Annotated in this window: 20 protein-coding genes and 1 tRNA gene; 14 read left to right on the top strand and 7 right to left on the bottom strand. The window is 47.1% G+C overall.

Features of this window, described 5'->3' with window-relative positions; all coding sequences use genetic code 11:
* Positions 1 to 74: 74 nt before the first annotated feature.
* On the bottom strand, positions 75 to 1,532 hold the full coding sequence (locus VSQ32_16605; GenBank protein ID MEH2944431.1) for an aminotransferase class I/II-fold pyridoxal phosphate-dependent enzyme: 1,458 nt from the start codon (positions 1,530 to 1,532) through the stop codon (positions 75 to 77).
* Between the two features lie 151 nt (positions 1,533 to 1,683).
* Between VSQ32_16605 and VSQ32_16600 the strand changes: the two genes are divergently transcribed.
* Both VSQ32_16600 and VSQ32_16595 read left to right on the top strand, forming a co-directional pair.
* On the top strand, positions 1,684 to 3,642 hold the full coding sequence (locus tag VSQ32_16600; protein MEH2944430.1) for a methyl-accepting chemotaxis protein: 1,959 nt from the start codon (positions 1,684 to 1,686) through the stop codon (positions 3,640 to 3,642).
* A gap of 1 nt (position 3,643) precedes the next feature.
* Positions 3,644 to 4,108 carry an FMN-binding protein gene (locus VSQ32_16595; GenBank protein ID MEH2944429.1) on the top strand — a complete coding sequence of 155 codons (465 nt, stop codon included), beginning with the start codon at positions 3,644 to 3,646 and terminating at the stop codon, positions 4,106 to 4,108.
* A 224-nt stretch (positions 4,109 to 4,332) separates the two neighbouring features.
* Here VSQ32_16595 and VSQ32_16590 read toward each other — a convergent pair whose 3' ends face one another.
* The gene (locus VSQ32_16590) at positions 4,333 to 5,511 is read right to left on the bottom strand and encodes an IS110 family transposase (protein MEH2944428.1); all 1,179 of its coding nucleotides are present in this window, start codon (positions 5,509 to 5,511) and stop codon (positions 4,333 to 4,335) included.
* A 302-nt stretch (positions 5,512 to 5,813) separates the two neighbouring features.
* Here VSQ32_16590 and VSQ32_16585 point away from each other — a divergent pair, with 302 nt between their 5' ends.
* From VSQ32_16585 to VSQ32_16565, 5 genes are all read left to right on the top strand, one after another.
* Positions 5,814 to 6,296 (top strand): RNA polymerase sigma factor, encoded by a 483-nt coding sequence (locus VSQ32_16585; protein MEH2944427.1) that lies wholly within the window; start codon positions 5,814 to 5,816, stop codon positions 6,294 to 6,296.
* Position 6,297: 1 nt separating this feature from the next.
* Positions 6,298 to 7,038, top strand: a complete 741-nt coding sequence (locus tag VSQ32_16580) for a hypothetical protein (GenBank protein ID MEH2944426.1) — start codon at positions 6,298 to 6,300, stop codon at positions 7,036 to 7,038.
* 21 nt (positions 7,039 to 7,059) lie between these two features.
* On the top strand, positions 7,060 to 7,932 hold the full coding sequence (locus tag VSQ32_16575) for an ABC transporter ATP-binding protein (GenBank protein MEH2944425.1): 873 nt from the start codon (positions 7,060 to 7,062) through the stop codon (positions 7,930 to 7,932).
* On the top strand, positions 7,932 to 9,092 hold the full coding sequence (locus VSQ32_16570; GenBank protein ID MEH2944424.1) for a hypothetical protein: 1,161 nt from the start codon (positions 7,932 to 7,934) through the stop codon (positions 9,090 to 9,092). Before VSQ32_16575 ends, VSQ32_16570 begins: the two co-directional genes overlap by 1 nt.
* 570 nt (positions 9,093 to 9,662) lie before the next feature.
* Positions 9,663 to 9,736, top strand: a tRNA-Met gene (locus VSQ32_16565).
* Positions 9,737 to 9,985: 249 nt separating this feature from the next.
* On the opposite strand, the gene VSQ32_16560 is transcribed toward VSQ32_16565, so the two are convergent.
* The 3 genes from VSQ32_16560 to VSQ32_16550 all read right to left on the bottom strand — a co-directional run bounded on the left by VSQ32_16560 (position 9,986) and on the right by VSQ32_16550 (position 11,645).
* Positions 9,986 to 10,729 carry an AAA family ATPase gene (locus VSQ32_16560; GenBank protein MEH2944423.1) on the bottom strand — a complete coding sequence of 248 codons (744 nt, stop codon included), beginning with the start codon at positions 10,727 to 10,729 and terminating at the stop codon, positions 9,986 to 9,988.
* Positions 10,730 to 11,089: 360 nt separating this feature from the next.
* On the bottom strand, positions 11,090 to 11,377 hold the full coding sequence (locus VSQ32_16555) for a PIN domain-containing protein (GenBank protein MEH2944422.1): 288 nt from the start codon (positions 11,375 to 11,377) through the stop codon (positions 11,090 to 11,092).
* 130 nt (positions 11,378 to 11,507) lie between these two features.
* Positions 11,508 to 11,645 carry a hypothetical protein gene (locus tag VSQ32_16550; protein ID MEH2944421.1) on the bottom strand — a complete coding sequence of 46 codons (138 nt, stop codon included), beginning with the start codon at positions 11,643 to 11,645 and terminating at the stop codon, positions 11,508 to 11,510.
* Positions 11,646 to 11,821: 176 nt separating this feature from the next.
* Here VSQ32_16550 and cysK point away from each other — a divergent pair, with 176 nt between their 5' ends.
* Positions 11,822 to 12,757, top strand: a complete 936-nt coding sequence (cysK, locus tag VSQ32_16545; protein MEH2944420.1) for a cysteine synthase A — start codon at positions 11,822 to 11,824, stop codon at positions 12,755 to 12,757.
* Here the strand turns inward: cysK and VSQ32_16540 are convergent.
* The gene (locus VSQ32_16540) at positions 12,754 to 13,599 is read right to left on the bottom strand and encodes an SH3 domain-containing C40 family peptidase (protein ID MEH2944419.1); all 846 of its coding nucleotides are present in this window, start codon (positions 13,597 to 13,599) and stop codon (positions 12,754 to 12,756) included. The two genes, cysK and VSQ32_16540, sit on opposite strands and share 4 nt — an antisense overlap.
* Positions 13,600 to 13,678: 79 nt before the next feature.
* The gene (locus VSQ32_16535; GenBank protein ID MEH2944418.1) at positions 13,679 to 14,653 is read right to left on the bottom strand and encodes a dipeptidase; all 975 of its coding nucleotides are present in this window, start codon (positions 14,651 to 14,653) and stop codon (positions 13,679 to 13,681) included.
* Between the two features lie 270 nt (positions 14,654 to 14,923).
* Here VSQ32_16535 and VSQ32_16530 point away from each other — a divergent pair, with 270 nt between their 5' ends.
* The 6 genes from VSQ32_16530 to VSQ32_16505 all read left to right on the top strand — a co-directional run bounded on the left by VSQ32_16530 (position 14,924) and on the right by VSQ32_16505 (position 21,225).
* Positions 14,924 to 15,652, top strand: coding sequence for an ABC transporter ATP-binding protein (locus tag VSQ32_16530; protein MEH2944417.1), 729 nt, complete (start codon positions 14,924 to 14,926; stop codon positions 15,650 to 15,652).
* The gene (locus VSQ32_16525; protein ID MEH2944416.1) at positions 15,627 to 17,318 is read left to right on the top strand and encodes an efflux RND transporter periplasmic adaptor subunit; all 1,692 of its coding nucleotides are present in this window, start codon (positions 15,627 to 15,629) and stop codon (positions 17,316 to 17,318) included. Before VSQ32_16530 ends, VSQ32_16525 begins: the two co-directional genes overlap by 26 nt.
* Before the next feature lie 22 nt (positions 17,319 to 17,340).
* A complete protein-coding gene (locus tag VSQ32_16520) occupies positions 17,341 to 18,576 on the top strand; it encodes an ABC transporter permease (protein ID MEH2944415.1) in 1,236 nt (411 codons plus the stop codon).
* A 222-nt stretch (positions 18,577 to 18,798) separates the two neighbouring features.
* On the top strand, positions 18,799 to 19,539 hold the full coding sequence (locus VSQ32_16515; protein ID MEH2944414.1) for an NAD-dependent protein deacylase: 741 nt from the start codon (positions 18,799 to 18,801) through the stop codon (positions 19,537 to 19,539).
* Positions 19,540 to 19,557: 18 nt separating this feature from the next.
* The gene (locus VSQ32_16510; GenBank protein ID MEH2944413.1) at positions 19,558 to 19,752 is read left to right on the top strand and encodes a DUF951 domain-containing protein; all 195 of its coding nucleotides are present in this window, start codon (positions 19,558 to 19,560) and stop codon (positions 19,750 to 19,752) included.
* A gap of 444 nt (positions 19,753 to 20,196) precedes the next feature.
* The gene (locus tag VSQ32_16505) at positions 20,197 to 21,225 is read left to right on the top strand and encodes an alpha/beta hydrolase (GenBank protein MEH2944412.1); all 1,029 of its coding nucleotides are present in this window, start codon (positions 20,197 to 20,199) and stop codon (positions 21,223 to 21,225) included.
* Positions 21,226 to 21,274: the final 49 nt, after the last annotated feature.

Genomic DNA, 21,274 nt, shown 5'->3' with positions numbered 1-21,274 from the left:
CAGTATAGTATATTCCGTTGAAAAATGCAAAAGAAATCAGCGCCTGCAGGGGCAGAACAGCAGAATGGCTTCTGCTACAGTTTCACCACCCGTATGTTTTCATTTTTCATATCTGTTGGTCCGGTAATGGAAAGTCCCTGTTTCCGGCACTGGGAAATGGTGGAAAGGAGCTTTCCGGTGAGAATTTCTCCGGGAGCCACCAGAGGGATTCCGGGGGGATACAGATAAATATATTCCTGGCTGGTATGGCCGGTGGAGGCTTTCAGCGGCAGGATATCGCTGTTCTGGTCAATGGCCGCAGAAATGGACATACCAGGTTTTGGAATCTGGTAAATCATTTCCGCAGTCAGAAGCCTGTCTGGCCGGACAGGTTCGGAAGGACGTGTTTTGCGGTCAGTTTCTTCCAGCGCTGAAATCAGGCGCTGGAATCCCTGGGGCCGGTCCATAAGGGAGGTCAGGGCTGTCACATAATGGCCGGAGGACATTTCCATCTGCAGATGATAATTCTGCAGTAGCATATGGTATAACTGTATTCCGGTCAGCCCGGTGTTCCCTGTGGAAATCAGAATTTTGGAAAAATCATGGTCAAAACAGGTTTCATCGGAGCAGGAATCTCTGTGAAAAACCTTAAGGCGGCGGAGATTTTCTGCGTTTTTATAAAACTGATCCAGCAGTTCTGTAAATTGCTCCATCCGTCCGGCCCCCTCTTCCTGCATAAAGCGGGTACACTGTTCCATGGAAGCCATCAGCAGATAGGAGGGGGAACTGGTCTGATAAATATTCAGAAAACGTTTCAGCAGTCCTGTATCCACCCGGCTGGAATTCACATGGAGCAGAGCTGTCTGTGTCAGGCAGGGGAGAGTTTTGTGCAGGCTCTGTATTACGATATCTGCACCGCATTTGAGCGCAGGCCTGGGAAATCTGTCGGAAAAGGTAAAATGAGCCCCATGGGCTTCATCCACAATCAGAGGCAGATTCCGGGCGTGCACAAGGTCTGCAATGGCCTGAATGTCAGATACAATGCCGTCATAAGTGGGGGAGGTAATAAACACACCGTTTATCTGAGGAAAATCATTGAGAGCCTGTTCCACAAAAACCGGGGGAATGGAACCGGAAATACCGAATTTTGCAGCCATCGGCAGCAGGTAAATGGTCTCTAACTCCATCAGATAGGCGGCGTGATAAGCGGATTTATGACTGTTTCGGGACATCAGAAGGGTGCCCTTCCGGGGAAGGGCAGCACTGATGGCGCTTAAAATACCGCTGGTGCTTCCGTTTATCAGATAAAAGGTCTCGTTGGCCCCAAAGGCTTCTGCCGCCCGTGATTGGGCGTCCTGCAGAATACCTTCCGGGTGGTGAAGATTGTCAAATCCTTCAATTTCCGTTATGTCAATGGAATAAGGGTTGGGAAGTTCCAGATTCCCGCGTTTATGGCCCGGCATATGGAAGGGATAACAGTCGCTTTCTGTGTAAGACTGAAGTTTCTGGTCCAGAAAACATGATTTCTGCATGGTGTAAAACAGATCAGGCATGAAGTTCTCCTTTCAAAGGGTTCTGTATATCAGTATACCGGAAAAATCCGGAAATGGCTATAGGGGGAATGGAAAAATGCGGAATTGAAATATGGAAGATAATGTAGTAAAATAGTTAGAAAAATTAAGAACGGAAACAGGAGGAACTAAGGTGAAAGCAAAGAGAAGCATCAGTGGAAAAATTCTGTTTAACACGATTATTATGATGGTTTTCCTGGCGGCAGTATTTATTGTATTGATGACCCGTTCCATGAAGTCTCTGACAGACAGCGTGTTGTCCAATGCGCTTCCCTCTATTGTAAAGACTGCGTCTCAGAGCGTGGAAGGAAGCATGCACATGCTGGCGGACCGAATTTTTATGATTGGAGATAATGAGGTGATGATTTCGCCAGGCAGCACACAGGAACAGAAAATGCAGGTTCTTGATAAGGCACAGTCCGGAATAGAATTTGTATGGCTGGGTCTTTATGACAGGGAAGGAAATCTGTACCTGGGAGAAGAAGCATGTCCGGAATCCATACAGGGGCGGAAGATGTTTGCCCTTATGGAGGAAACTCAGAATCTGGTGGTAGATGATGTTTTTTCAGAGGATGACAGTCTGGAGCTTGCGGTAGGTCTGCCCATTACCGACAGTGAAGGAGAATTCCTGTATTATCTTGTGGGAAGTTACAGTTATGATATTTTAAAGGACGTGCTGAACAGTATCAATATCAGCGCCAACGGAGAGGCCCTGATTGTAAATGCAGAGGGCCTGATTATGGGCCATCGGAATACAGAACTGGTGAAAAGTAAAACAGATATGGAAGCGTATGTGGGCTCCCGTGATATGGAGGAAAAAGCAGTTTCAGGAGAAACAGGTGTTCTTGTACTGGAAGATCCCAGAGATACGAAGCTCATCAGCTATGTTCCCATTAATGGAACCAGCTGGTTTCTCACTATTATTGTTCCAAGAAATGATTTTATGGGGCCTGCCAATGACAGTATTTTCATGGGAATCTGCATTACTCTGGGGCTTCTGGTTCTGGCCGGGATTTTTACGATACGTTTTTCATCTCTTATCCGCAAATCTCTGAAAAGTGTTACAGGCCGGATTGAGCTTCTGGCAAACGGAGATTTGAAAACGCCTGCGGACGTTATTCGGACAAAGGATGAAACTCAGGTGCTTTCTGCATCTTTAAATAATACCATTACCAGTATCAACGGGTATATTTCCGAACTGTCCGAAATTCTTTCCAGTATTTCCGAGGGGAATTTTGACGTGTCGGCGGAAGGTGATTTTAACGGTGATTTTGTGGTTATGAAAGAATCCCTGAACCGGATTATTGTTTCCCTGAATCAGATGCTGACTTCCGTGCAGGATTCCTCCGGAGAGGTTCTGGAGACAGCAGGTATTGTGTCAGAAAGTGCGATTCAGGTACATACGGGTTCCAGTGAACAGTCCAATTCCCTGATGGTGCTTACAGAGGAAACCAGAGCCATTGAAGAAAATATTTATGAGGTGGACAATAATACCAGACGTGCGGGAGAACTGATGGAAAAAGCCATAGCCAGCATGGACGCCGGCGATAAGAATATGAAGAATCTGTTACAGGCCATGGAGGATATTAACGCCAATTCCATTGAAATCACCAAGGTGAACAGAATTCTGGAAAATATAGCTTCTCAGACCAATATGCTGGCGTTGAATGCTTCTGTGGAAGCCAGCCGTGCAGGAGAGGCAGGAAAAGGCTTTGCTGTGGTTGCCCAGGAAGTGCGTATGCTGGCGGCTCAGAGTACGGAATCGGCACAACATGCTTCTGAAATTATCACAGGCTCTCTGGAAGCCATTAAAAATGGTGTCGCTTATGCAAATCAGGCGGCAGAATCTTTTGAGAATATCGGAGATGTGTCCGGTCAGATGTCGGAAATCACCAGACAGCTTGAGAAATCTGTGAAGATTCAGAAAGAATCCCTGGAAAATATGGCAGAGCAGATTGCTCAGATTAATGATGTGGCTCAGAAAAATCTGAATGCAAGTTATGAAAGCACCACTGCCAGCCAGAAACTCCACAAACAGGCAGAGAAACTGCAGTATATTTCCGGACAGTTTCGGTTAAGGAGGGACAGATAACATGAGGAAAAAGAAATTTTATATTGTGATTTGCCTTATTCTGACGCTGGCGTTCTTCTGTTCGGGATGCGGCAGAAAATCGTCTTCCCGGTGGCAGGACGGATATTATACTGCAACTATGGAAGAATATAGTTTCGGATGGAAGGAGTTTGTCACGATCTGCGTGATGAATAACAAAATTGTCAGTGTGGAATATAATGCGAAAAATCCTGCGGGCTTTATCAAATCCTGGGATATTGCTTATATGCGGAATATGAATGCTGATCAGGGTACTTATCCCAATCGGTATACACGAGTTTATGGGGCTCAGCTGCTGGAGAAGCAGAGTGCAGATGAGATTGATACTGTTGCAGGTGCTTCTTCCTCCGGGGGGAATTTCCGGAAGCTGGCTGCAGCAGTGCTGGAACACGCTGAAACAGGGGATACGGAAATTGCGGTAATTCCGGTGGAAAAAGAAGAGGAATGAGGAAACGGGTGAAAGGTTGGCAGCTTTATAAATTCGGGAGAAAAAGAGTTCAGAACAGAACTCTTTTTTTTCTGGCACATTTCACCTGTGGAAAACGTTAATCATTATGAAAGACCAACTATTAAAAGTCAAGTAGATAATTGAAAAAACAAAAGAAATTATCATAGGAAAAAAGAGCACAACAACAAGACCTGCTGTCAGGCAGGCTGGAAAGGGAAAAGGATTTAAGCCTTTGGAACATAAGGCTGATTATTTTTCACCACAGCATAAATAATGTTGCACATTTTTCTTGCCACAGCACCGATGCAGGTTAAATGATGCTTGCCTTCCGCCCTCTTCTTCTGGTAATAGGCACTTAATACGGGGTCCTTAAAAGCGGCGACCAGGGCGGCTTGAAAAATGGCTTTCCGCAAGTATGGTGATCCGCGTTTGCTCATTACATTGTGGGCTGCTTCAAATTCGCCGGACTGCGTAACCGTGGCATCAAGCCCGGCAAAGGCCACCAGTTTTCTGGGACTGTCAAATTTAGAGATGTCACCTATTTCACTGATAATGGCAGCGCCCGTGACATTGCCGATCCCGGTAATGGTTGTAATGGGGGATTCCAGTTTTTCCATGATGCCAGCGATTTCGGTTTCCGTTTCTTTTACCTGTTTTTCAATAAAGGCTATCTGTTCAATCAGCGCTTTGAGCTGAAAGGTAAAGCTGCTTTTGGCGAAAGTAACGCCAAAGGAACAGGACGCGGCAGCCTTTAACTGTGCTGCTTTTGCAGAGCCGACCTGCTTACGGCTGAGTTTTGCCAGCAGTTCTGCAAGGGTCTGCGATGAAACCGACTCAAAATCAATGGGCGAAGAAAACTGGAGAAGGATCTCTTTTGAGGTCTTGCCAAAGATGTCGGAAAAAATGGACTGGTATTCAGGGAAAACCTGATCCAGCACGCAGACAACCTTACGCTTCAGGTCACTGATGGATTCCACCAGATAGGTGCGGAAACGGGTCAGGGTACGCAGGGAGAATAAATCCTCATCTGCAAGCCGGGTTTCCACGAACTGGCCATAACGGATCAGGTCGGCGATCAGGACGGAATCAATGATATCATTTTTGCGCTTGCGGATCTCTGTCCCCCTGCGCCAGCCGTCAGTCTGGATCGGATTGATGACATGGAGAAGGAACTCCTTTTCAAAAAGAAACGAGTAGACAGAGAGCCAGTAGTGCCCGGTAGCTTCCATACCGATTTCAAAGTCGCCGGTGCTGGAAGAATAAGAAGTGAGTTTGGAAAAGAGGGCATGTCCGCCGTCCGAGGTATTGGGAAAGGAAAAAGCCTTAAATACCACCTTTCCAGATTCATCCATCATGGAAGCGACATGGTTATTTTTACCGATATCAATACCAGCAAAAAACATAGAGCCACCTCAGAAGAAAAATTTTAGATTGGGAGACCACTCAGCTAATAAGCGCCACTACCTTGTGCTAAATACGGAGAGAAGCCATAAGGCAACCAACATCCAACTCATACGCGGAAAGCTTATTAGAGAGAGGGATCAGTCTTTCAAGTACGAGCAGAGCCGCTCAAGGAGGGAACGACCATCCTCTCAATCTAATAAAACTATTATCTCCTATCAGACAGGAGATGTAAAGAAGCAGGTCTGAGGGTTTATAGGTATCCCTTGAACAACCTAAATACATTATACAAGGAGGGTTTTCGGTGTCTGTAAATCTCAGTGAACAGTACGATAAAATATACCGTTATTGTTACTTTAAAGTGAAAAATGCCTGTCTGGCAGAAGATCTGACACAGGAAACTTTTCTGCGGTATTTTGCTCAGACTTCTTATGTGCATCGGGGAAAGGAACTGGCTTATCTCTATACCATTGCCCGGAATCTGTGTGCGGATTTCTACCGAAAGCCGCAGAAAGCAGGGGCAGAGGGAGATTTTTTCCGGAACGGACACCGGCAGCTGACGGAAAAATGTTCGGAAAATCCCATGGAGCATGTGGAGACAGCCCTTCATTTGCAGATGGCTGTGGAAAAACTTTCGCCAAAACAGCAGGAAGTGATTCTGCTTCGCTATGTGAACCAGCTTTCTGTAAAAGAAATCTGCAAAATCACAGGTTTATCCAGAAGCAGTGAATATCGGATGGAAAAAGAAGCTCTGGGGCGATTAAAAAAAATGCTGGAGGAGGGATAGCATGTCAAAGTATTCAATGTCTCAGTTAAAGAGAGAGCTGAAAGGGGTATATCCGGCGCCGGCTCCTGAGAAAAAAGAAGAATTTCTGAAAGGATTACCTTTTCCCGGAACCAGTCCTGTGGAAATCCTGGCGGTACAGATTGGCTATATCCGTAAATCAGTCTGGCTCCTGTCACTGCTGCTGGTAATTGCGGCCTCCTGGGCAGGAGAGTATCTTCTGCAGGGGAACAGCCAGGAAAAGCTCTGGTTTCTGTCCGGGGTTATGCCGCTTCTGGCTGTGCTGACGGTGACGGAAACTTTTCGCTCCAGTGCTTATGGGATGGCAGAACTGGAAATGACCACCAGACATAACCTGCCCCGGATACTTCTGATTCGGATGGGAGCTCTGGGGGCAGGAAACCTGCTGATGATAATTTCCGGACTTTTGCCTGTTGTGAGACAGGGAACACTCAGTCTGTTCCGGGGAACTGTGTATCTGACAGCGCCCTGGATTTGTACCTGTGTACTGGCGCTCCAGATTGAGAAATATGTAAAGGGCCGGGAAAGTATCTGGTACTGTTGTGTCTGCGGATGTTTTCTGTGGGGAATTAGCCTGCCGGGAGGGAAACTGCGGGAAATAGTCTACGACGAGGAGAAATTTTATCTCTGGATAACTGTATTATCAGTGTCGGCAGTCTGTCTGGCCGGACAGCTACGGCAGATTCGTCATGAGGAGGAATCCTGGAAACAGAATCTGATCTGACCTGGAAATGGAGGAATGAACATGGAACTTGTATTTGACCGGGTAACGAAACAGTATAAAAATAAAATTGCGGTGGATCGTGTTTCTTTTACCCTGAAAAAAGGCGTGTACGGACTTCTTGGAGCCAACGGTGCGGGAAAAACCACACTGATGCGCATGATGTGCGGGGTTCTGAGGCCGGACAGAGGAGAAATCCTCTACGACGGCAGGAAAGCAGAGGAAGAAGATTACCGGAATGTTCTGGGTTATCTGCCTCAGGAATTCGGATATTATCCGGACTTTTCCGCCATGGATTTTCTGATGTATCTGGCAGCCTTAAAGGGGATTCCCAGAATGCAGGCCAGGGAGAAAGCCATGGAACTTCTGGAGCTGACAGATCTGGCTTCGGCGGCCCGGAAAAAAATCAAAACCTTTTCCGGCGGAATGAAGCAGCGCCTTGGAATTGCCCAGTCCCTCCTGAATGATCCGGAAGTGCTGGTACTGGATGAACCTACCGCCGGGCTGGACCCAAAAGAGCGTGTAAAATTCCGTAATCTGATTTCAGAACTTGGAAATGACAGGATTGTGCTCCTTTCCACCCATATTGTGTCGGATGTAGAACATATTGCAGATATTATTCTGATGATGAAGGATGGGGCAATCATCCACCAGGGAAGTCTGGAGGAAATTATCCGGGTGATTCAGGGCAGGGTATGGGAATGTACGCTGGACAGTCAGGAGGCTCAGAGCCTGATGGAAAACTGTCCTGTTCTGAATATCCGTCAGGAGAAAGAGGGCACTTTTCTGCGCGTGGTGTGCGGGCAGAAGCCTGCGGAATCAGCCTGGCCGGTGGAAGCCGGGCTGGAAGACCTGTATCTTTATTATTTCAGCGAGCATGGGCAGGGAGGAAAATGATGAGAGAAATCATGTATCTGACAGGATATGAATATAAGAAAATTTTTCAGAAACGCTCCACCTGGATTGCACTGGCACTGGTTGCCCTGTGGACGGTGTTCAGCGGAATCAGCGGAATCATCGGGGATTACTATGTGGAAGGAGAGAAGGCAGGCACCCGTTATCAGATGGTCAAAAAGGAACGGGAAGCACTGGAACATCCGGAAATCGGAGAACTGAATGAGGATTTTTTCCGGAGGGAACAGGAAATGTCGGAATTATATGCGCCATATGATAATTATCACGTGCTGTTGAGTATGATAGAGCAACAGGTGGGGAAAATTGACAAAGAAAGTATGACGACGGAAGATTTTTATAAAATGCGTAAGGTAATGCTGGAAAATATCAGCAAAGGCCAGAATCTTTCTGAGGGAGAACGTGCATTTCATATGAAAGAAAATGAACAGATAACAACCCCTTATGCCTACGGGAATATGCTGGGATTTGATTATTATTTCCGTATGCTGCCTCTGAATTTTGTGTTTCTGTCCCTGGCAGCAGCCATCATTCTGGCTCCCATGTTCGCAGGAGAATATACGTCTCATATGGATGGGCTGGTGCTGTCCTCCCGTTTTGGAAAAAATAAACTGATTCAGGCAAAGCTGCTGACGGGAATTTCTTTTGGCTTTCTGGCTTCCATGCTGTTTGGCGGGATACTTTTGCTGGAAATTCAGGCCGTATACGGGCTCAGCGGATGGAATCTGCCCCTTCAGGTAAGCCCCACCGGATGTTATCTGAGCCTTCCTGTGAATCTGCTGGAATTTGCCGGCACAGTCACAGCCTGCTGTGCTATTTCCACCTGTATGACAGCGGTGTTCGTCATGTTCTGTTCCGTAAAAATGAAATCGCCTTTTGGGGTAATTATTGTGAGCTTTTCCTTTATAACTGCGCCGCTGTTTCTGATTTATATGGTGAGAGGACACCGCCTTCTGTTTATGTTAATAAACAGTATGCCTACTTCCATGGTATTTCCGCAAAGTACCGCGGCCCATCAGCTTCTTTCTGTGGGAGGACATTATTTTTATTTTTTCCAGTGGGTTCCGGTGGTGTATCTGTGTCTGATGGCATTGTTGTCCTGGAGGAGCTTCTGTAACTTCCAAAAACATGAGGTTTGTATTTGACATGAGGAGGGGCCCGCGAAGCGAGAAGAGCCCTGATTGGGTAACCATTCAGCCTTTTCTGTCTTTATGATACAGCATTCGATTTTCCGTCTGAATGAAAGATACCGCACCCTGCCGGTCTTCTGCAATTGGAAGTTCTTTCTGTGTTTTTCTTATCAGCGGGAAAAAGGGACGGGCGGGTACGCCGGGTGAACTGTCTGAGGAACTGCCGTCACAGATGCCCCCGTTCCTTTTATTCATGGGCAGTTTTGAGTTTCAGAGGCGTATCCGGGATCATGCGTCTCTGTTCCCGCTGTTAGAAAAACCGGAAGGACTGTCCCGGCAGAAAACCGGCAGGGTGCAGTATTATTCACCAGACCGGAAAATCTCAGACACGGAAGCCGGAAAACCAGATTACATCCGGCTCCCGGAGATAAATGTTCGATAACAATTCTATGGACAGTCCGGATGAGAAACACCGAAAAAGCTGTACGGTAAAGCACGGAAGGCTGAATGGTTACATGTTTGGGAAAGAAGTCTCAGAAAAAATTTGACATTTACCGGATTATGGAATATAATAATACATGTCAGCGCGGGGTGGAGCAGTCTGGAAGCTCGTCGGGCTCATAACCCGAAGGTCGCAGGTTCAAATCCTGCCCCCGCAATTTTGAAAAAGAATGTCTTTGAAGCAGCGGAGAGAACTGTTTCAAAGGCATTTTTCTCTTATAGGAAATACCGTGTCACTGTGAAGTGCTAAAATATATAGATTTCCTATAAGAGAAAAGCCCTCCGGGCGGGATGCGCAGCTCGCGGAGAGGAAATTTATTGCCAGGCAATCCGCTCGCGCGCGGCAAAGCGCCCAGGTCCCTCAAGAATGGGGGATTCAGGGAGTTGAAGCGGACCTGTCCGCTTTTTTATTCTGTTTCATCCAGCAGCCGATTTATCAGGGTTTCCCTGTGATTGATAAACATTTCCATTACCTGATAGCTTTCCGTTTCTTCATAATCACAGTGTTTCAGTTCTTCGTTATCAAAAGAAATAATATCCGCGCCCGGTATGCCGAGGAGAATGGGAGAATGGGAAGCCAGAATAAACTGAGAGCCGGCTTCTGCCATTTTGCTGATTTGAAGAAACAGACTGAGCTGCCGCTGGGGAGACAGTGCTGCTTCCGGTTCATCCATCAGGTACAGTCCGGCTTCGCAAAAAGACTGGAAATATGCCAGAAAGCTCTCTCCATGAGACTGCTCGTGCAGGGATTTTCCGCCATACCGGGCATAAAAAATTTCTTTTGGAGTAAAATCCCTGTAATCTTCCGCCTTGCTTGCCACGTTAAAGAAACTTTCTGCGCGGAAAAAATAATTGGAGGCGGCCCGCCGGAATCCTTTGATGAGATGAATACCCTGATGTAATTCGGAAACATCGTCAAAGGTGCTGAACCGGTAATTTAAAGTTCCGCCTTCCGGGTTGAATCCGTAAGCAGTAGCGATGGCTTCCAGCAAAGTAGATTTGCCCGTTCCGTTTTCTCCGGCAAAGATGGTGATGTTTTTCTGAAATTCCATCGTCTGAATCTGCCGCAGGGCAGGGATGTCCTGCAAATAAGAATCAGAACCGATGTTGCTCCAGTCAATCTGAAGGCTTCGTATAAATTTATCGTTCACGTCTGTTATATCTCCCTTTTGATTTAATCATCGACAGGTAATTGCGAAGCGATTCAATTATTAAAATTTTATGTACAATTACCACAGTTTTCTTAAATATTTTCATCATACAAAAGCCCGAAATGCCAGACGCACCGAACATTTCAGCAAGCCTCTGAATACAGAGAATCATGTTCAGCAGAGGCTCCCATGCTTCTTTGAGTCTTGCTTCCATGATGCTGAAATGCATTTCTTACCTTTTGTATGAGAAAATATTTGCACTCAAACTTTCTAAATTGTACATGAAATTAATACAATTATTGAGTTTCGCAATTACCTGTTAATCATCGGAGTAATATCATAAGTATAAGGAAAATAATATTAAAAATCAACGGAATAACCGGTATTTATCAAATCAATCATTTGTCTGGCTGTAATAATAAATGGTTCTTCGGGGAAATGTTTTAAATTGCCGGTAATCAGATAAGTTGAGAAATGCTGAACTGCTGTTTCATAAAATGGTAAATCTTTTTTGTCAGGAAGAATCATGTTTGTGGGAAAAGGATATGTCAGAATACCATATGTAGAAATGAAAGAAAGAAGATAACCGATATCTCTTTTTGAAAACCTGAATTTTTTTCTGCTGAGAACTTCATTGTATTCTTCCATGATTTTTTTGCTGTAAACAGGAATAATTTTTCCGGTAATCAGACTTTTAAAACCTTAGTGGCAGCAGAATTTTCATTTTCTGTAATCAGGGCAGAAACAAGGATGTTGGTGTCTGTTACAGCATAAGATGTCATATCCTGTCCTCCCCATATCTGGTGCGAAGGATTTCTTTACTGATTTCTTCCGGAGACATGTTCTGAATGCCATTTTCTTTTGTCTGATTTCGCAGGGCAGCTTCTGTCCGAGGCTTAAGAGACGCTCCGCTCATAGCCTGTGTCCTGTGCTCATTCATGCCAGTATGATTCACACAGAAACAGGCTATGGCTGAACTGTTACCAAAGAAAAATATCAAAAATCAACGGAATGGTTGTTGTATTTCCGGAGAATACATATTATAATTTGTAAGATATTTCCGTTGCAGGAATACAGAAAGGATCTGAAATTATGATTTATGAAAATATACTGGAAGCAATGGGCAATACGCCTTTAATCCGTCTGAACCACATGACAGAGCCGGAAAGCGCTCAGGTGCTGGTGAAGTTTGAAGGGCTGAATGTGGGCGGTTCCATCAAGACCAGAACTGCTTACAATATGATAAAAGATGCGGAAGAAAAGGGTCTGATTAAAGAGGATACTATTATTGTGGAGCCCACCAGCGGCAATCAGGGCATTGGCCTGGCGCTGGTAGGAGCAGTGCGGGGATATGAGACGAAAATTATTATGCCGGATTCCGTCAGTGAAGAACGCCGCAAGCTGGTACAACATTACGGTGCGGAGGTAATTCTGATACATGACGCCGGAAATATCGGCGCATGTATCGAAGAATGTCTTCAGACAGCCCTTACCATGGCCAGAGAAAATCCGCGGGTGTTCGTGCCCCAGCAGTTTGAAAATCCGGCCAATCCGGCGGTGCATCGCTCTCAGACCGGAATTGAAATTCTGGAGCAGACCGGCGGCCCCATTCATGGATTCTGTTCCGGTATCGGCACCGGCGGCACCATCACCGGAGTGGGAGAAACCATCAAAGAGAAAAACCCGGATATGGAAATCTGGGCGGTAGAGCCGGAACATGCGGCTATTCTGTCTGGCGGTTCCATCGGTACCCATCTGCAGATGGGAATCGGAGACGGTCTGATTCCGGAGATTCTGAACCAGAAGATTTACGATGAGGTCTGTATTATCACCGATGAAGAAGCCCTTTCTACCTCCAGGCGTCTGGCGGCAGAAGAGGGTATTATGTGCGGAATTTCCAGCGGAACCAATGTGGCGGCTGCTTTAAAGCTGGCCCAAAAACTGGGAAAAGGCAAAACGGTGGTGACTATTCTGCCGGATACGGCAGAGCGGTATTTTTCCACACCCCTGTTTGGGCAGGAACTCTAAAATACGCTTCCCGCAGCAGTCAGGCTGCAGGCCAGATCCTTCCGATAGTTTTCAGCCTGAGGATTCAGGCTGTTGATGACGCAGCCAAAGCTGGCGGGATTTCCGGTGGAATGGATGTAGGTTTCGTTTCCAAGATAAAGGGCCACATGACCGGGAAAATAGAGAAGGTCCCCAGGCTGTATCCGGGAAACAGGTATTTCATGGACGGGATAACTTTCCACAATGGCGGCGTCCCGGTAAATCAGAATGCCGCACATATAATAGCTCATAAAGGTAAGGCCGGAGCAGTCAATGCCTGCATGGGTTTTTCCGCCCCAGCGGTACTGGGTGCCCAGGTATGCACAGGCATAATGGACAATGGATGTGCGAAGCTGCTGCTGTTCGGAAGGAGAAAGGCAGCAGACAGGGCCTGGAGCAGGAAAAGGCCCCAGGGAGCGGGAGGGAATATATCCGCAGATTCCTCCGGCTGTTTTCACATGCTGCCAGCCTTCTTCCGGGGAGCTCAGAGGCAGCAGGGCGCTGCCCGTAAACAGGGTGGACAGGACAGGGGCCTGTACCTTTGGTTCTTCCAGAATATCTGTAATCCCCCGGCAGAGAAGGCAGGGCCTGCAGCCATTCCTGTTATGTATGTCCCAGGCAGAAGATTCTGCCGGCGAGATACTCCGGACAGTCCGGCAGTCCAGCCATCCGGCGTATCCGTACTGTGTGATAACGTTCAGAAAATCTCCCTGCTGCTTCTGTACAGTTACCAGCCACCCGGACAAAAGTTCATCGGTGACACTTCTGTCATTGGGATGGCTGAAAAGAAAAGCAGATGGAGCGGTGACAATGGCTGTGTACATAAAACCCTCCTGTGTCTGAAAATCAGTAACAGTTCAGCCCGCGCCTCTGAAACAGGCTATGGCGGAACTGTTGCAAAAATTATAACACTTCTTTATAAAAGGCCAGTACATTCTGATAAAATATTTTGTCAATCTCACTTTCATGGAATCCGGATTTTTTCAGTTCCTGTTCCAGCAGTCCCAGGTAACTGCAGTTTTTCATCTCCAGATTATTGTCAATTCCGTCAAAATCAGAACCAAGCCCCATACAGTCTATGCCGCCCACATTTGTAATATGTCGGATATGTGAAACAATATCGCTGACATAACCGTAATAGCATCCCAGAACATTGGGCGTATTGGAAAGGAAGGGCCCGTAGTAGTTGGCGCCGATTACGCCGCCTTTTTCTGCGATGGCCCGGATAAATTCGTCCGGCAGGTTCCGGCCCCGTTTGCAGAGAGCGCGGGCGTTGGAATGGCTGGCACAGAAGGGTTTTCTGGCATGACAACATACGTCCCGGATTCCGGCGTCTGATAAATGGGACACATCGGGAATTATGCCAAGACGTTCCATTTCTTCCAGAAATTCCATACCCAGGGGCGTCAGGCCCTGGGACTGGGACAGGTGGCTGGCAGCGGGTTCGCCGGGAAACCCCAGACTGTTGGGATAATTCCAGGTAAAGGTCATCATACGAACGCCCAGCCCATGGAATTCCTGCAGTTTTGCGAGACTTCCCTCGCAGGCTTCTCCCTCCTCCAGTGTCATCAGGGCCGACATTCTGCCCTGTTTTTGATTTTCAGTGATTCCGTCATAATCCGTGACCAGTCCGATGATATCCTGATTTTTCTCCATTTCTTCCAGAAACAGCCGGATTTGTTCCCTGCATTCCTGATAAGGCACGGAGGTCTGTCCGATGTCCAAAAACATGGCAAAATTCTGAAGCAGATACCCGGACTCCTTCATTTTTTCCAAATCTATCTGAAAAGAATTGCTGCGCAGAGCCGGACGTTTTCCCTGTCTGCGTTCCTGATATATGCGGGAAATAGTATCACAGTGCATATCTGTTATTTTCATGGGCAATCGTCTCCTTTAATAAATAGTCATCCGATAATTGTGAAACTTTTACAGATATTATACTACATTAATGGAAAAATTTTGAAGAAATTCCTTGAAATATTTCGTTAGTTATTTATTTACAGAGAATATCAGATGATATCCCCTTTGTCCGCAATCGTAAGGTAAAAGTAAGAAAACCTTAAGTTTCATTTCAGTAATATAGTATAAAATGGTATAAAACAGGCGTGCAGCAGTTTTCTGTATGAAAAAGAAAGGGGAGGAAACAGGTTGGAAAATTTAATTAAGGTTCAGGACATGTGCAAAGTGTACAATCCCGGTGAAAATGAAGTCCGTGCCCTGGATCATGTGAATCTGGAAATCAACAAAGGCGAATTTATTGCCATTATCGGCCATTCCGGTTCCGGAAAGTCCACGCTGATGAATATGCTGGGATGTCTGGATGTGCCCACCTCCGGCTCTTATTATCTGAACGGACGGGATGTATCCGCCATGAAAGATAATCAGTTGTCGGAAATCCGCAATCAGGAAATCGGGTTTATTTTTCAGGGATTTAACCTGATAGCAAATCTGAATGCGCTGGAAAATGTGGAACTTCCGCTGATTTACCGGGGAATCGGGAAAAGCGAACGCCATCGGCTGGCCAGGGAGGCCCTGGTAAAAGTAGGGCTGGAAAAACGAATGGACCACAGGCCTTCGGAAATGTCGGGCGGACAGCAGCAGAGGGTGGCCATTGCAAGGGCCATTGCAGCAGAACCTCCGGTGATACTGGCCGATGAGCCCACCGGAAACCTGGATTCTGCTTCCACACAGGAGATTATGGAAATTTTAAAAGGGCTTCATGGGGCGGGAAGAAGTGTAATCCTGATTACCCATGACAATGAAATCGCGGAACAGGCAAAACGGGTGGTACGGATTCTGGATGGCAGAATCGTGGAAGATTATTGGAATGAAGACCGGACAGGAGGAGCTTATGAAAAAGAAACTGATAAAAAATAAAAAAGTATGGAAAATTGTAATTCCGGTGGTGATTGTGGTGGTACTTTTCGGTGCCATGGCAGTCAGCAATACCAGCCGTGCAAAAGAGGCCATGACGGAAGCCATGAAGGTGGAATCCATAACCGTGGAGCGGGGAAATGTGTCAGAAACCGTGGAAACCAGCGGGACAGTAGCCAGCGGCCAGCAGAAAACCATTTTTTCTCCGGTGAATGCTCAGGTGGAAGCAGCAGATTTCCAGACAGGAGATCTGGTAAAAGAAGGGCAGAAGCTGGTGACTTTTGATGTGAAAGATTTAGAGGAGCAGAATCAGAAGGCGGAACTTACCGTCCGGGCAAATCAGCTTGGATACCAGGATTCCGTCAACAAGTCCAACGAAGCGGCGGTAAAACAGGCGCAGGCCCGGTCCCAGGCCGATTCCCTGCAGGCACAGGTAAACGCCAAAAAGCAGGAGATTGAGAATCTGAAAGCCGAAATTTCCGGAGAAGCCCAGTCTCAGGCAAAAGCCCGGAAACAGGAGCAGGAAGAACTTGGAAATCAGTTGAAAGCATTGCAGAAAGAGCTGAAAAATGCACAGAAAAAGCTGGAAAAATCCAAAACAGAGTATGAAAAAGCCCAGGTGGAGCAGCAGACCGCACAGGTGAATTTTGAAGCGGCAGCCGCAGGAGGAAACCCCCAGGAGCTGGAACAGGCACGGGAAGTTCTGAATGCAGCCAATGAAAAACTGGCTCAGACAAAAGGCGCTTATGAGGCAAATCAGGAGGCAGTCAGCAGTCTGAATAATCAGATAGAAGCACTTCAGTCTTCCCTTGCCGGTTCCGATGCAGAAATTCCTGCAGCCGGAGAACTTCAGCAGAAACTGGAAGCAGCTCAGGCAGAGCTGGCCGGGCTGGAAACAAGCCTGGAAAGCCAGAAATCCATGGCGGAAATGGATACGGGCACCTTAAGCGGAGAAGCAAGAGCCCAGATGCAGGCTAATAACAATCTTGCGGAGCTGGAGAGCAAATCTCTGGAAGAACTGATTCTGGCCGGCCAGCAGGGAATTTCCGCAGAATTTAACGGGGTAATTTCCGGTAAGCAGGTGGTGGAAGGGGCCACGGTTTCCCAGGGTATGGAATTGTTTACCCTGCAGAGTATTGATGACGTAAACGTGGAAGTAACATTGTCCAAAAATGTATATGATAAAGTAAAAGAAGGTCAGAAGGCGGAAGTTACCCTGGCAGGGCGGACGTATCAGGGAACGGTCAGCCGTATCAGCCGGATTGCCACAGACGGAGCGGCCGGCACCAATCAGGCGGCTGTGGCCGCAGCCGGAATTCAGGCTTCCATACATCTGGATAACCCGGATGAAAATATATTTCTGGGTGTGGACGCCAAAGTAAAAATCCTGGCGGCAGAAGCAAAAGACGTGGTTATCCTTCCCACGGAAGCTGTGAATATCGGAAAAGACGGAACCTTCTGCTGGGTGTGTGAAGATGGTATTCTGACCAGGCGCAGCATTACCACAGGCGTAACTTCCGGCGAATGTGCGGAAATTACGGAAGGACTGGAAGAAGGGGAACAGGTAATTACGGACCCAGGCAGCCATGAGGAAGGCGATAGCATTCTTCTGAAAGAAAGAGAAGACGGGGGTGTTTCGGAAGAACAGGCAGCTCCCGCAGGAGAATAATGGAAAGTCTTGAGGTATTATAATGGGAAATATGACGGAATATATAAAAATGGCATTTAAGAATATTACTGCCAACAAAGGACGTTCCTTTCTGACCATGCTGGGTATTATTATCGGAATTGCCTCGGTCATTATGGTAATGGCTGTGGGAGACGGAACTGCCAATGCCATGAATTCCGAGGTGGCTGACCTTGGCGCCGGCCAGATTAGCGTGTACTGCAGTGAGGACGCTGCGGAGGCAGAAGAATGGATTACTCCGGAGGATTTGAAGGCCCTGGAGGAGCAGGTGGAGGGAGTGGACGGTGTAACCCCCAATGACAGCGCTTCAGGTACCACTGCTACCGGAAAAGGGGAATTTACCGTACAGTTAAGCGGCGGAACCGAGGCCATGCAGAAAGCCGTGAATTACAATATGAAGCGAGGCGCCTATTTCACAGAGGCAGATGTGGAGGAGGGCAGCATGGTCTGCGCCATTACGGATAAAGATGCAAAACGTCTTTTTGGCTCCGATGATGTGGTGGGCATGGACATTGATCTGACCATCAATGGCATGACAGGCAGTTACCGCATTGCAGGCGTTATGCAGCAGAAGGAAAACAGCGGATTTGTCAGCTATACCTATGAGGGAATGCCGGTGTCCCTGGATGTGCCCTATACATCATTTGAAAATTTTGGCTGGGAAAGCGATTCCTTTTATTCCGCCACCGTGTTTGCGGGGGAATCGGCCAGCGGAGAACAGGTGGCAAAAGATATTATACATCTGCTGGAAACAAGACATCAGTGCGCCGGAGAGGAATATTACCAGATTCAGAGCTTTCAGGATATGATAGCGGAATTAAACGGGGTGCTGGGGATTGTCACCACATTTATTTCCTGTGTGGCGGCCATATCCCTGATTGTAGGAGGAATCGGCGTTATGAACATTATGCTGGTTTCTGTGACGGAGCGTACCAGAGAAATCGGAATCCGCAAATCTCTGGGGGCCAAAACATCTTCTATCTTAATGCAGTTCCTTGCGGAAGCGGCAATCCTTACGATTGTGGGCGGAATTATCGGGATTCTGCTGGGAATGCTGGGGGCTGTGGGTGCCTGTGCCCTGATGAGTGCTTCCATGGGAAGTACCATACACCCCGGCCTGAAAGCCACCACTGTTCTGGGAGCAACACTGTTTTCCTGCGGAATCGGTGTGTTTTTCGGTATATATCCTGCCAGAAAGGCGGCGAAGCTGAGTCCCATTGAGGCCCTGCGGAGAAACTGACAGTGGAAAAGAGCTGCCGGAAACAGAATGGTTCAGATGTCTGTTTCCGGCGGTTTTGAAATTAATGACAGTTGTAAGAAGATGTGATACAATAAATACATTATACATAAGGATTAGAAAAGTACGGAAGAGGAGAAAATGGATATTGCTGATAAAAGCAGGGGATGATAATTCCGGAAGAACCTATTCAACAATTTAGATAATAAAAAGGGAGGATTCAGCATGGGAAATCAGAACAGAGAAGAAAAAACAGCAAAATTTCTGGACATGGTAAAACAGTCGGACAACATTGTATTTTTCGGCGGCGCAGGCGTTTCCACAGAAAGCGGAATTCCGGATTTCCGCAGTGTGGACGGACTGTACAACCAGCAGTACGACTATCCGCCGGAAACCATATTAAGCCATACCTTTTACCGGAAGAACCCGGAAGAATTCTATCGGTTTTACCGGAATAAAATGCTGTGCCTGGATGCAGAGCCCAATATGGCCCATAAGAAGCTGGCGGAGCTGGAAGCCGCCGGAAAGGTAAAAGCCGTGATTACTCAGAATATTGACGGTCTTCATCAGCTTGCGGGGAGTAAGAAAGTGCTGGAACTTCACGGAAGCGTTCACCGGAATTACTGTGAATCCTGCCGCCATCTCTATGATGCTTCTTACATGCTGAACAGTGAAGGCGTGCCCCATTGTGAGGAGTGCGGCGGAGAAATCAAACCGGATGTGGTACTGTATGAGGAAGGGCTGGACAATCAGATCATACAGGAGGCGGTATACTATATCAGCCAGGCAGATATGCTGATTATCGGCGGAACTTCTCTGGCCGTATATCCGGCGGCAGGGCTGGTGGATTATTATCGGGGAAACAAACTGGTGCTGGTCAACAAAACCTCCACACCCAGGGACAGTATGGCAGATCTTGTTCTGCAGGAGAGCATCGGAGAACTGTTCGGGAAAATTACAGTCTGAGAATCAGGAGGAACGTATATGCCGATACCATTTGAAGTGGGCGATATTGTCCGTCTGAAAAAGCAGCATCCCTGCGGCAGCCAGGAATGGGAAGTGCTGCGGACAGGAGCGGATTTCCGCCTGAAATGCCTGGGATGCGGCCATCAGGTGATGATGGCCAGAAAACTGGTGGAGAAAAATACCAGAGGAATCCGGAAGCAGGCAGAAGAATAGAAACAGGTATTTTTTTCCGGATGTAAATTACGGTTATATGCTGTATAATAGTTTAAAAGGGCTGTTTTGTGACAGCTTCTTTCATAGTATATGATAACAGGTGATTGCGAAACTATCTGATTATCAAAGTTTCATGTACAACTGCAACAGTTTCTCTTAAATATTTTCCTCATACAAAAGGCCGAAATGCCGGACGCACCGGACATTCCGGTAAGCCTCCGACTGCAGATAACCATGTTCAGCAAAGGCCTCCATGGTTATCTGAGTCTTACCTCCATGGTGCTGAAATGCATTTCTCACCTTTCGCATGAAAAAATATTTATATTCAAATCTTCTGAATTGTACATGAAATCAGTACAATTATTGAGTTTCGCAATTGCCTGTATATGGTAAAGGGAATATGGCATTACTTAATCTTAAGAACGCAGTCGGGAACAAAAGAGAATGAAAAAATTTATGAAAGAGAAGAAAAACAGGAAAAAAGCTGCCAGGGCAGCAGGACTTACCCTGCCCCTGCTGCTGTTCCTTTATATCCTTCTGGTCAATGTTCTGGTAAGCGCCGCGCTGGTACCCTCCTTTATGGAAAAGCTGGAAGCATTTGAGCGGATTACGGAAGAAAGCTATGCGGCTCAGGTACAGACTTCAGATATTCAGGGAAACAGGCAGAAAGCGCTGGAGGAGACCAGGACATGGCTTGAAACGGCAAAACACAGGAAACTTTCTGTGGAAACGGAGGATGGATACAGGTTGATTGCAGAAGAATTTCCGGCAGGAGAAAGCAATGACAGAGAAAGTCATAAATGGGTACTGCTCCTTCATGGATACACTGGCTGGAAAGAAGAAATGTATCCCTTTGCGTACTGGTATCACCAGCAGGGCTATCATGTGGTAGTGCCGGATTTGCGGTGTCAGGGAGAGAGCGAAGGGGATTTTATCGGTATGGGATGGACGGATGCTTCTGACTGTATGCTCTGGCTGGATGAGATTCTGGCTCAGAACAACCAGGCTCAGATTGTACTTCACGGCCAGTCCATGGGAGCGGCCGCAGCCCTGATGATGGCGGGGAAAAAAGATTTGCCGGAACAGGTTCGTGCTGTGATTTCCGATTCTTCCTATACGGATGCTTACAGCATGTTTGGGGAGAAAATCAGAGAATGGTTCAATCTGCCGGCATTTCCGCTGGTGGATTCGGCCTGCCTGGCTCTCCGGCTGCGGGGCGGCTACAACCTGAAAGACGCTTCCGCCCTTAAAGCAGTCCGAAAAAGCAGGATTCCCATTTTGTTTATTCATGGAAGTTCTGACGCCATGATTTCCGTTCAGATGGCGAAGGATTTATACGAGGAAGCAGAATGTCCGAAAGAACTGCTGATTGTGGAGGACGCCGGGCACGGACAGACGCAGGATAAGGAGCCCGATACATATTATGGGACAATCGAAAGATTTTTAGACAAAGTCCTTGAAAATCAACATTGATTGTGTTATGATATTAATTCGTGATATAACAGTTTATCCTTGCTCTCAG

Source organism: Lachnospiraceae bacterium JLR.KK002 (genome assembly GCA_036941025.1).
Lineage (GTDB): Bacteria > Bacillota > Clostridia > Lachnospirales > Lachnospiraceae > Petralouisia.
This window is presented reverse-complemented; position numbering and strand designations above follow the sequence as displayed.

Coding starts and splice junctions, on each gene's coding strand:
- VSQ32_16590 (MEH2944428.1), bottom strand. CDS start 5,511: ATGTTTTTTGCTGGTATTGATATCGGTAAAAATAACCATGTCGCTTCC.
- VSQ32_16515 (MEH2944414.1), top strand. CDS start 18,799: ATGGGAAATCAGAACAGAGAAGAAAAAACAGCAAAATTTCTGGACATG.
- VSQ32_16575 (MEH2944425.1), top strand. CDS start 7,060: ATGGAACTTGTATTTGACCGGGTAACGAAACAGTATAAAAATAAAATT.
- VSQ32_16580 (MEH2944426.1), top strand. CDS start 6,298: ATGTCAAAGTATTCAATGTCTCAGTTAAAGAGAGAGCTGAAAGGGGTA.
- VSQ32_16535 (MEH2944418.1), bottom strand. CDS start 14,653: ATGAAAATAACAGATATGCACTGTGATACTATTTCCCGCATATATCAG.
- VSQ32_16510 (MEH2944413.1), top strand. CDS start 19,558: ATGCCGATACCATTTGAAGTGGGCGATATTGTCCGTCTGAAAAAGCAG.
- VSQ32_16595 (MEH2944429.1), top strand. CDS start 3,644: ATGAGGAAAAAGAAATTTTATATTGTGATTTGCCTTATTCTGACGCTG.
- cysK (MEH2944420.1), top strand. CDS start 11,822: ATGATTTATGAAAATATACTGGAAGCAATGGGCAATACGCCTTTAATC.
- VSQ32_16570 (MEH2944424.1), top strand. CDS start 7,932: ATGAGAGAAATCATGTATCTGACAGGATATGAATATAAGAAAATTTTT.
- VSQ32_16605 (MEH2944431.1), bottom strand. CDS start 1,532: ATGCCTGATCTGTTTTACACCATGCAGAAATCATGTTTTCTGGACCAG.
- VSQ32_16555 (MEH2944422.1), bottom strand. CDS start 11,377: ATGGAAGAATACAATGAAGTTCTCAGCAGAAAAAAATTCAGGTTTTCA.
- VSQ32_16520 (MEH2944415.1), top strand. CDS start 17,341: ATGGGAAATATGACGGAATATATAAAAATGGCATTTAAGAATATTACT.
- VSQ32_16525 (MEH2944416.1), top strand. CDS start 15,627: ATGAAAAAGAAACTGATAAAAAATAAAAAAGTATGGAAAATTGTAATT.
- VSQ32_16540 (MEH2944419.1), bottom strand. CDS start 13,599: ATGTACACAGCCATTGTCACCGCTCCATCTGCTTTTCTTTTCAGCCAT.
- VSQ32_16505 (MEH2944412.1), top strand. CDS start 20,197: ATGAAAAAATTTATGAAAGAGAAGAAAAACAGGAAAAAAGCTGCCAGG.
- VSQ32_16550 (MEH2944421.1), bottom strand. CDS start 11,645: ATGAGCGGAGCGTCTCTTAAGCCTCGGACAGAAGCTGCCCTGCGAAAT.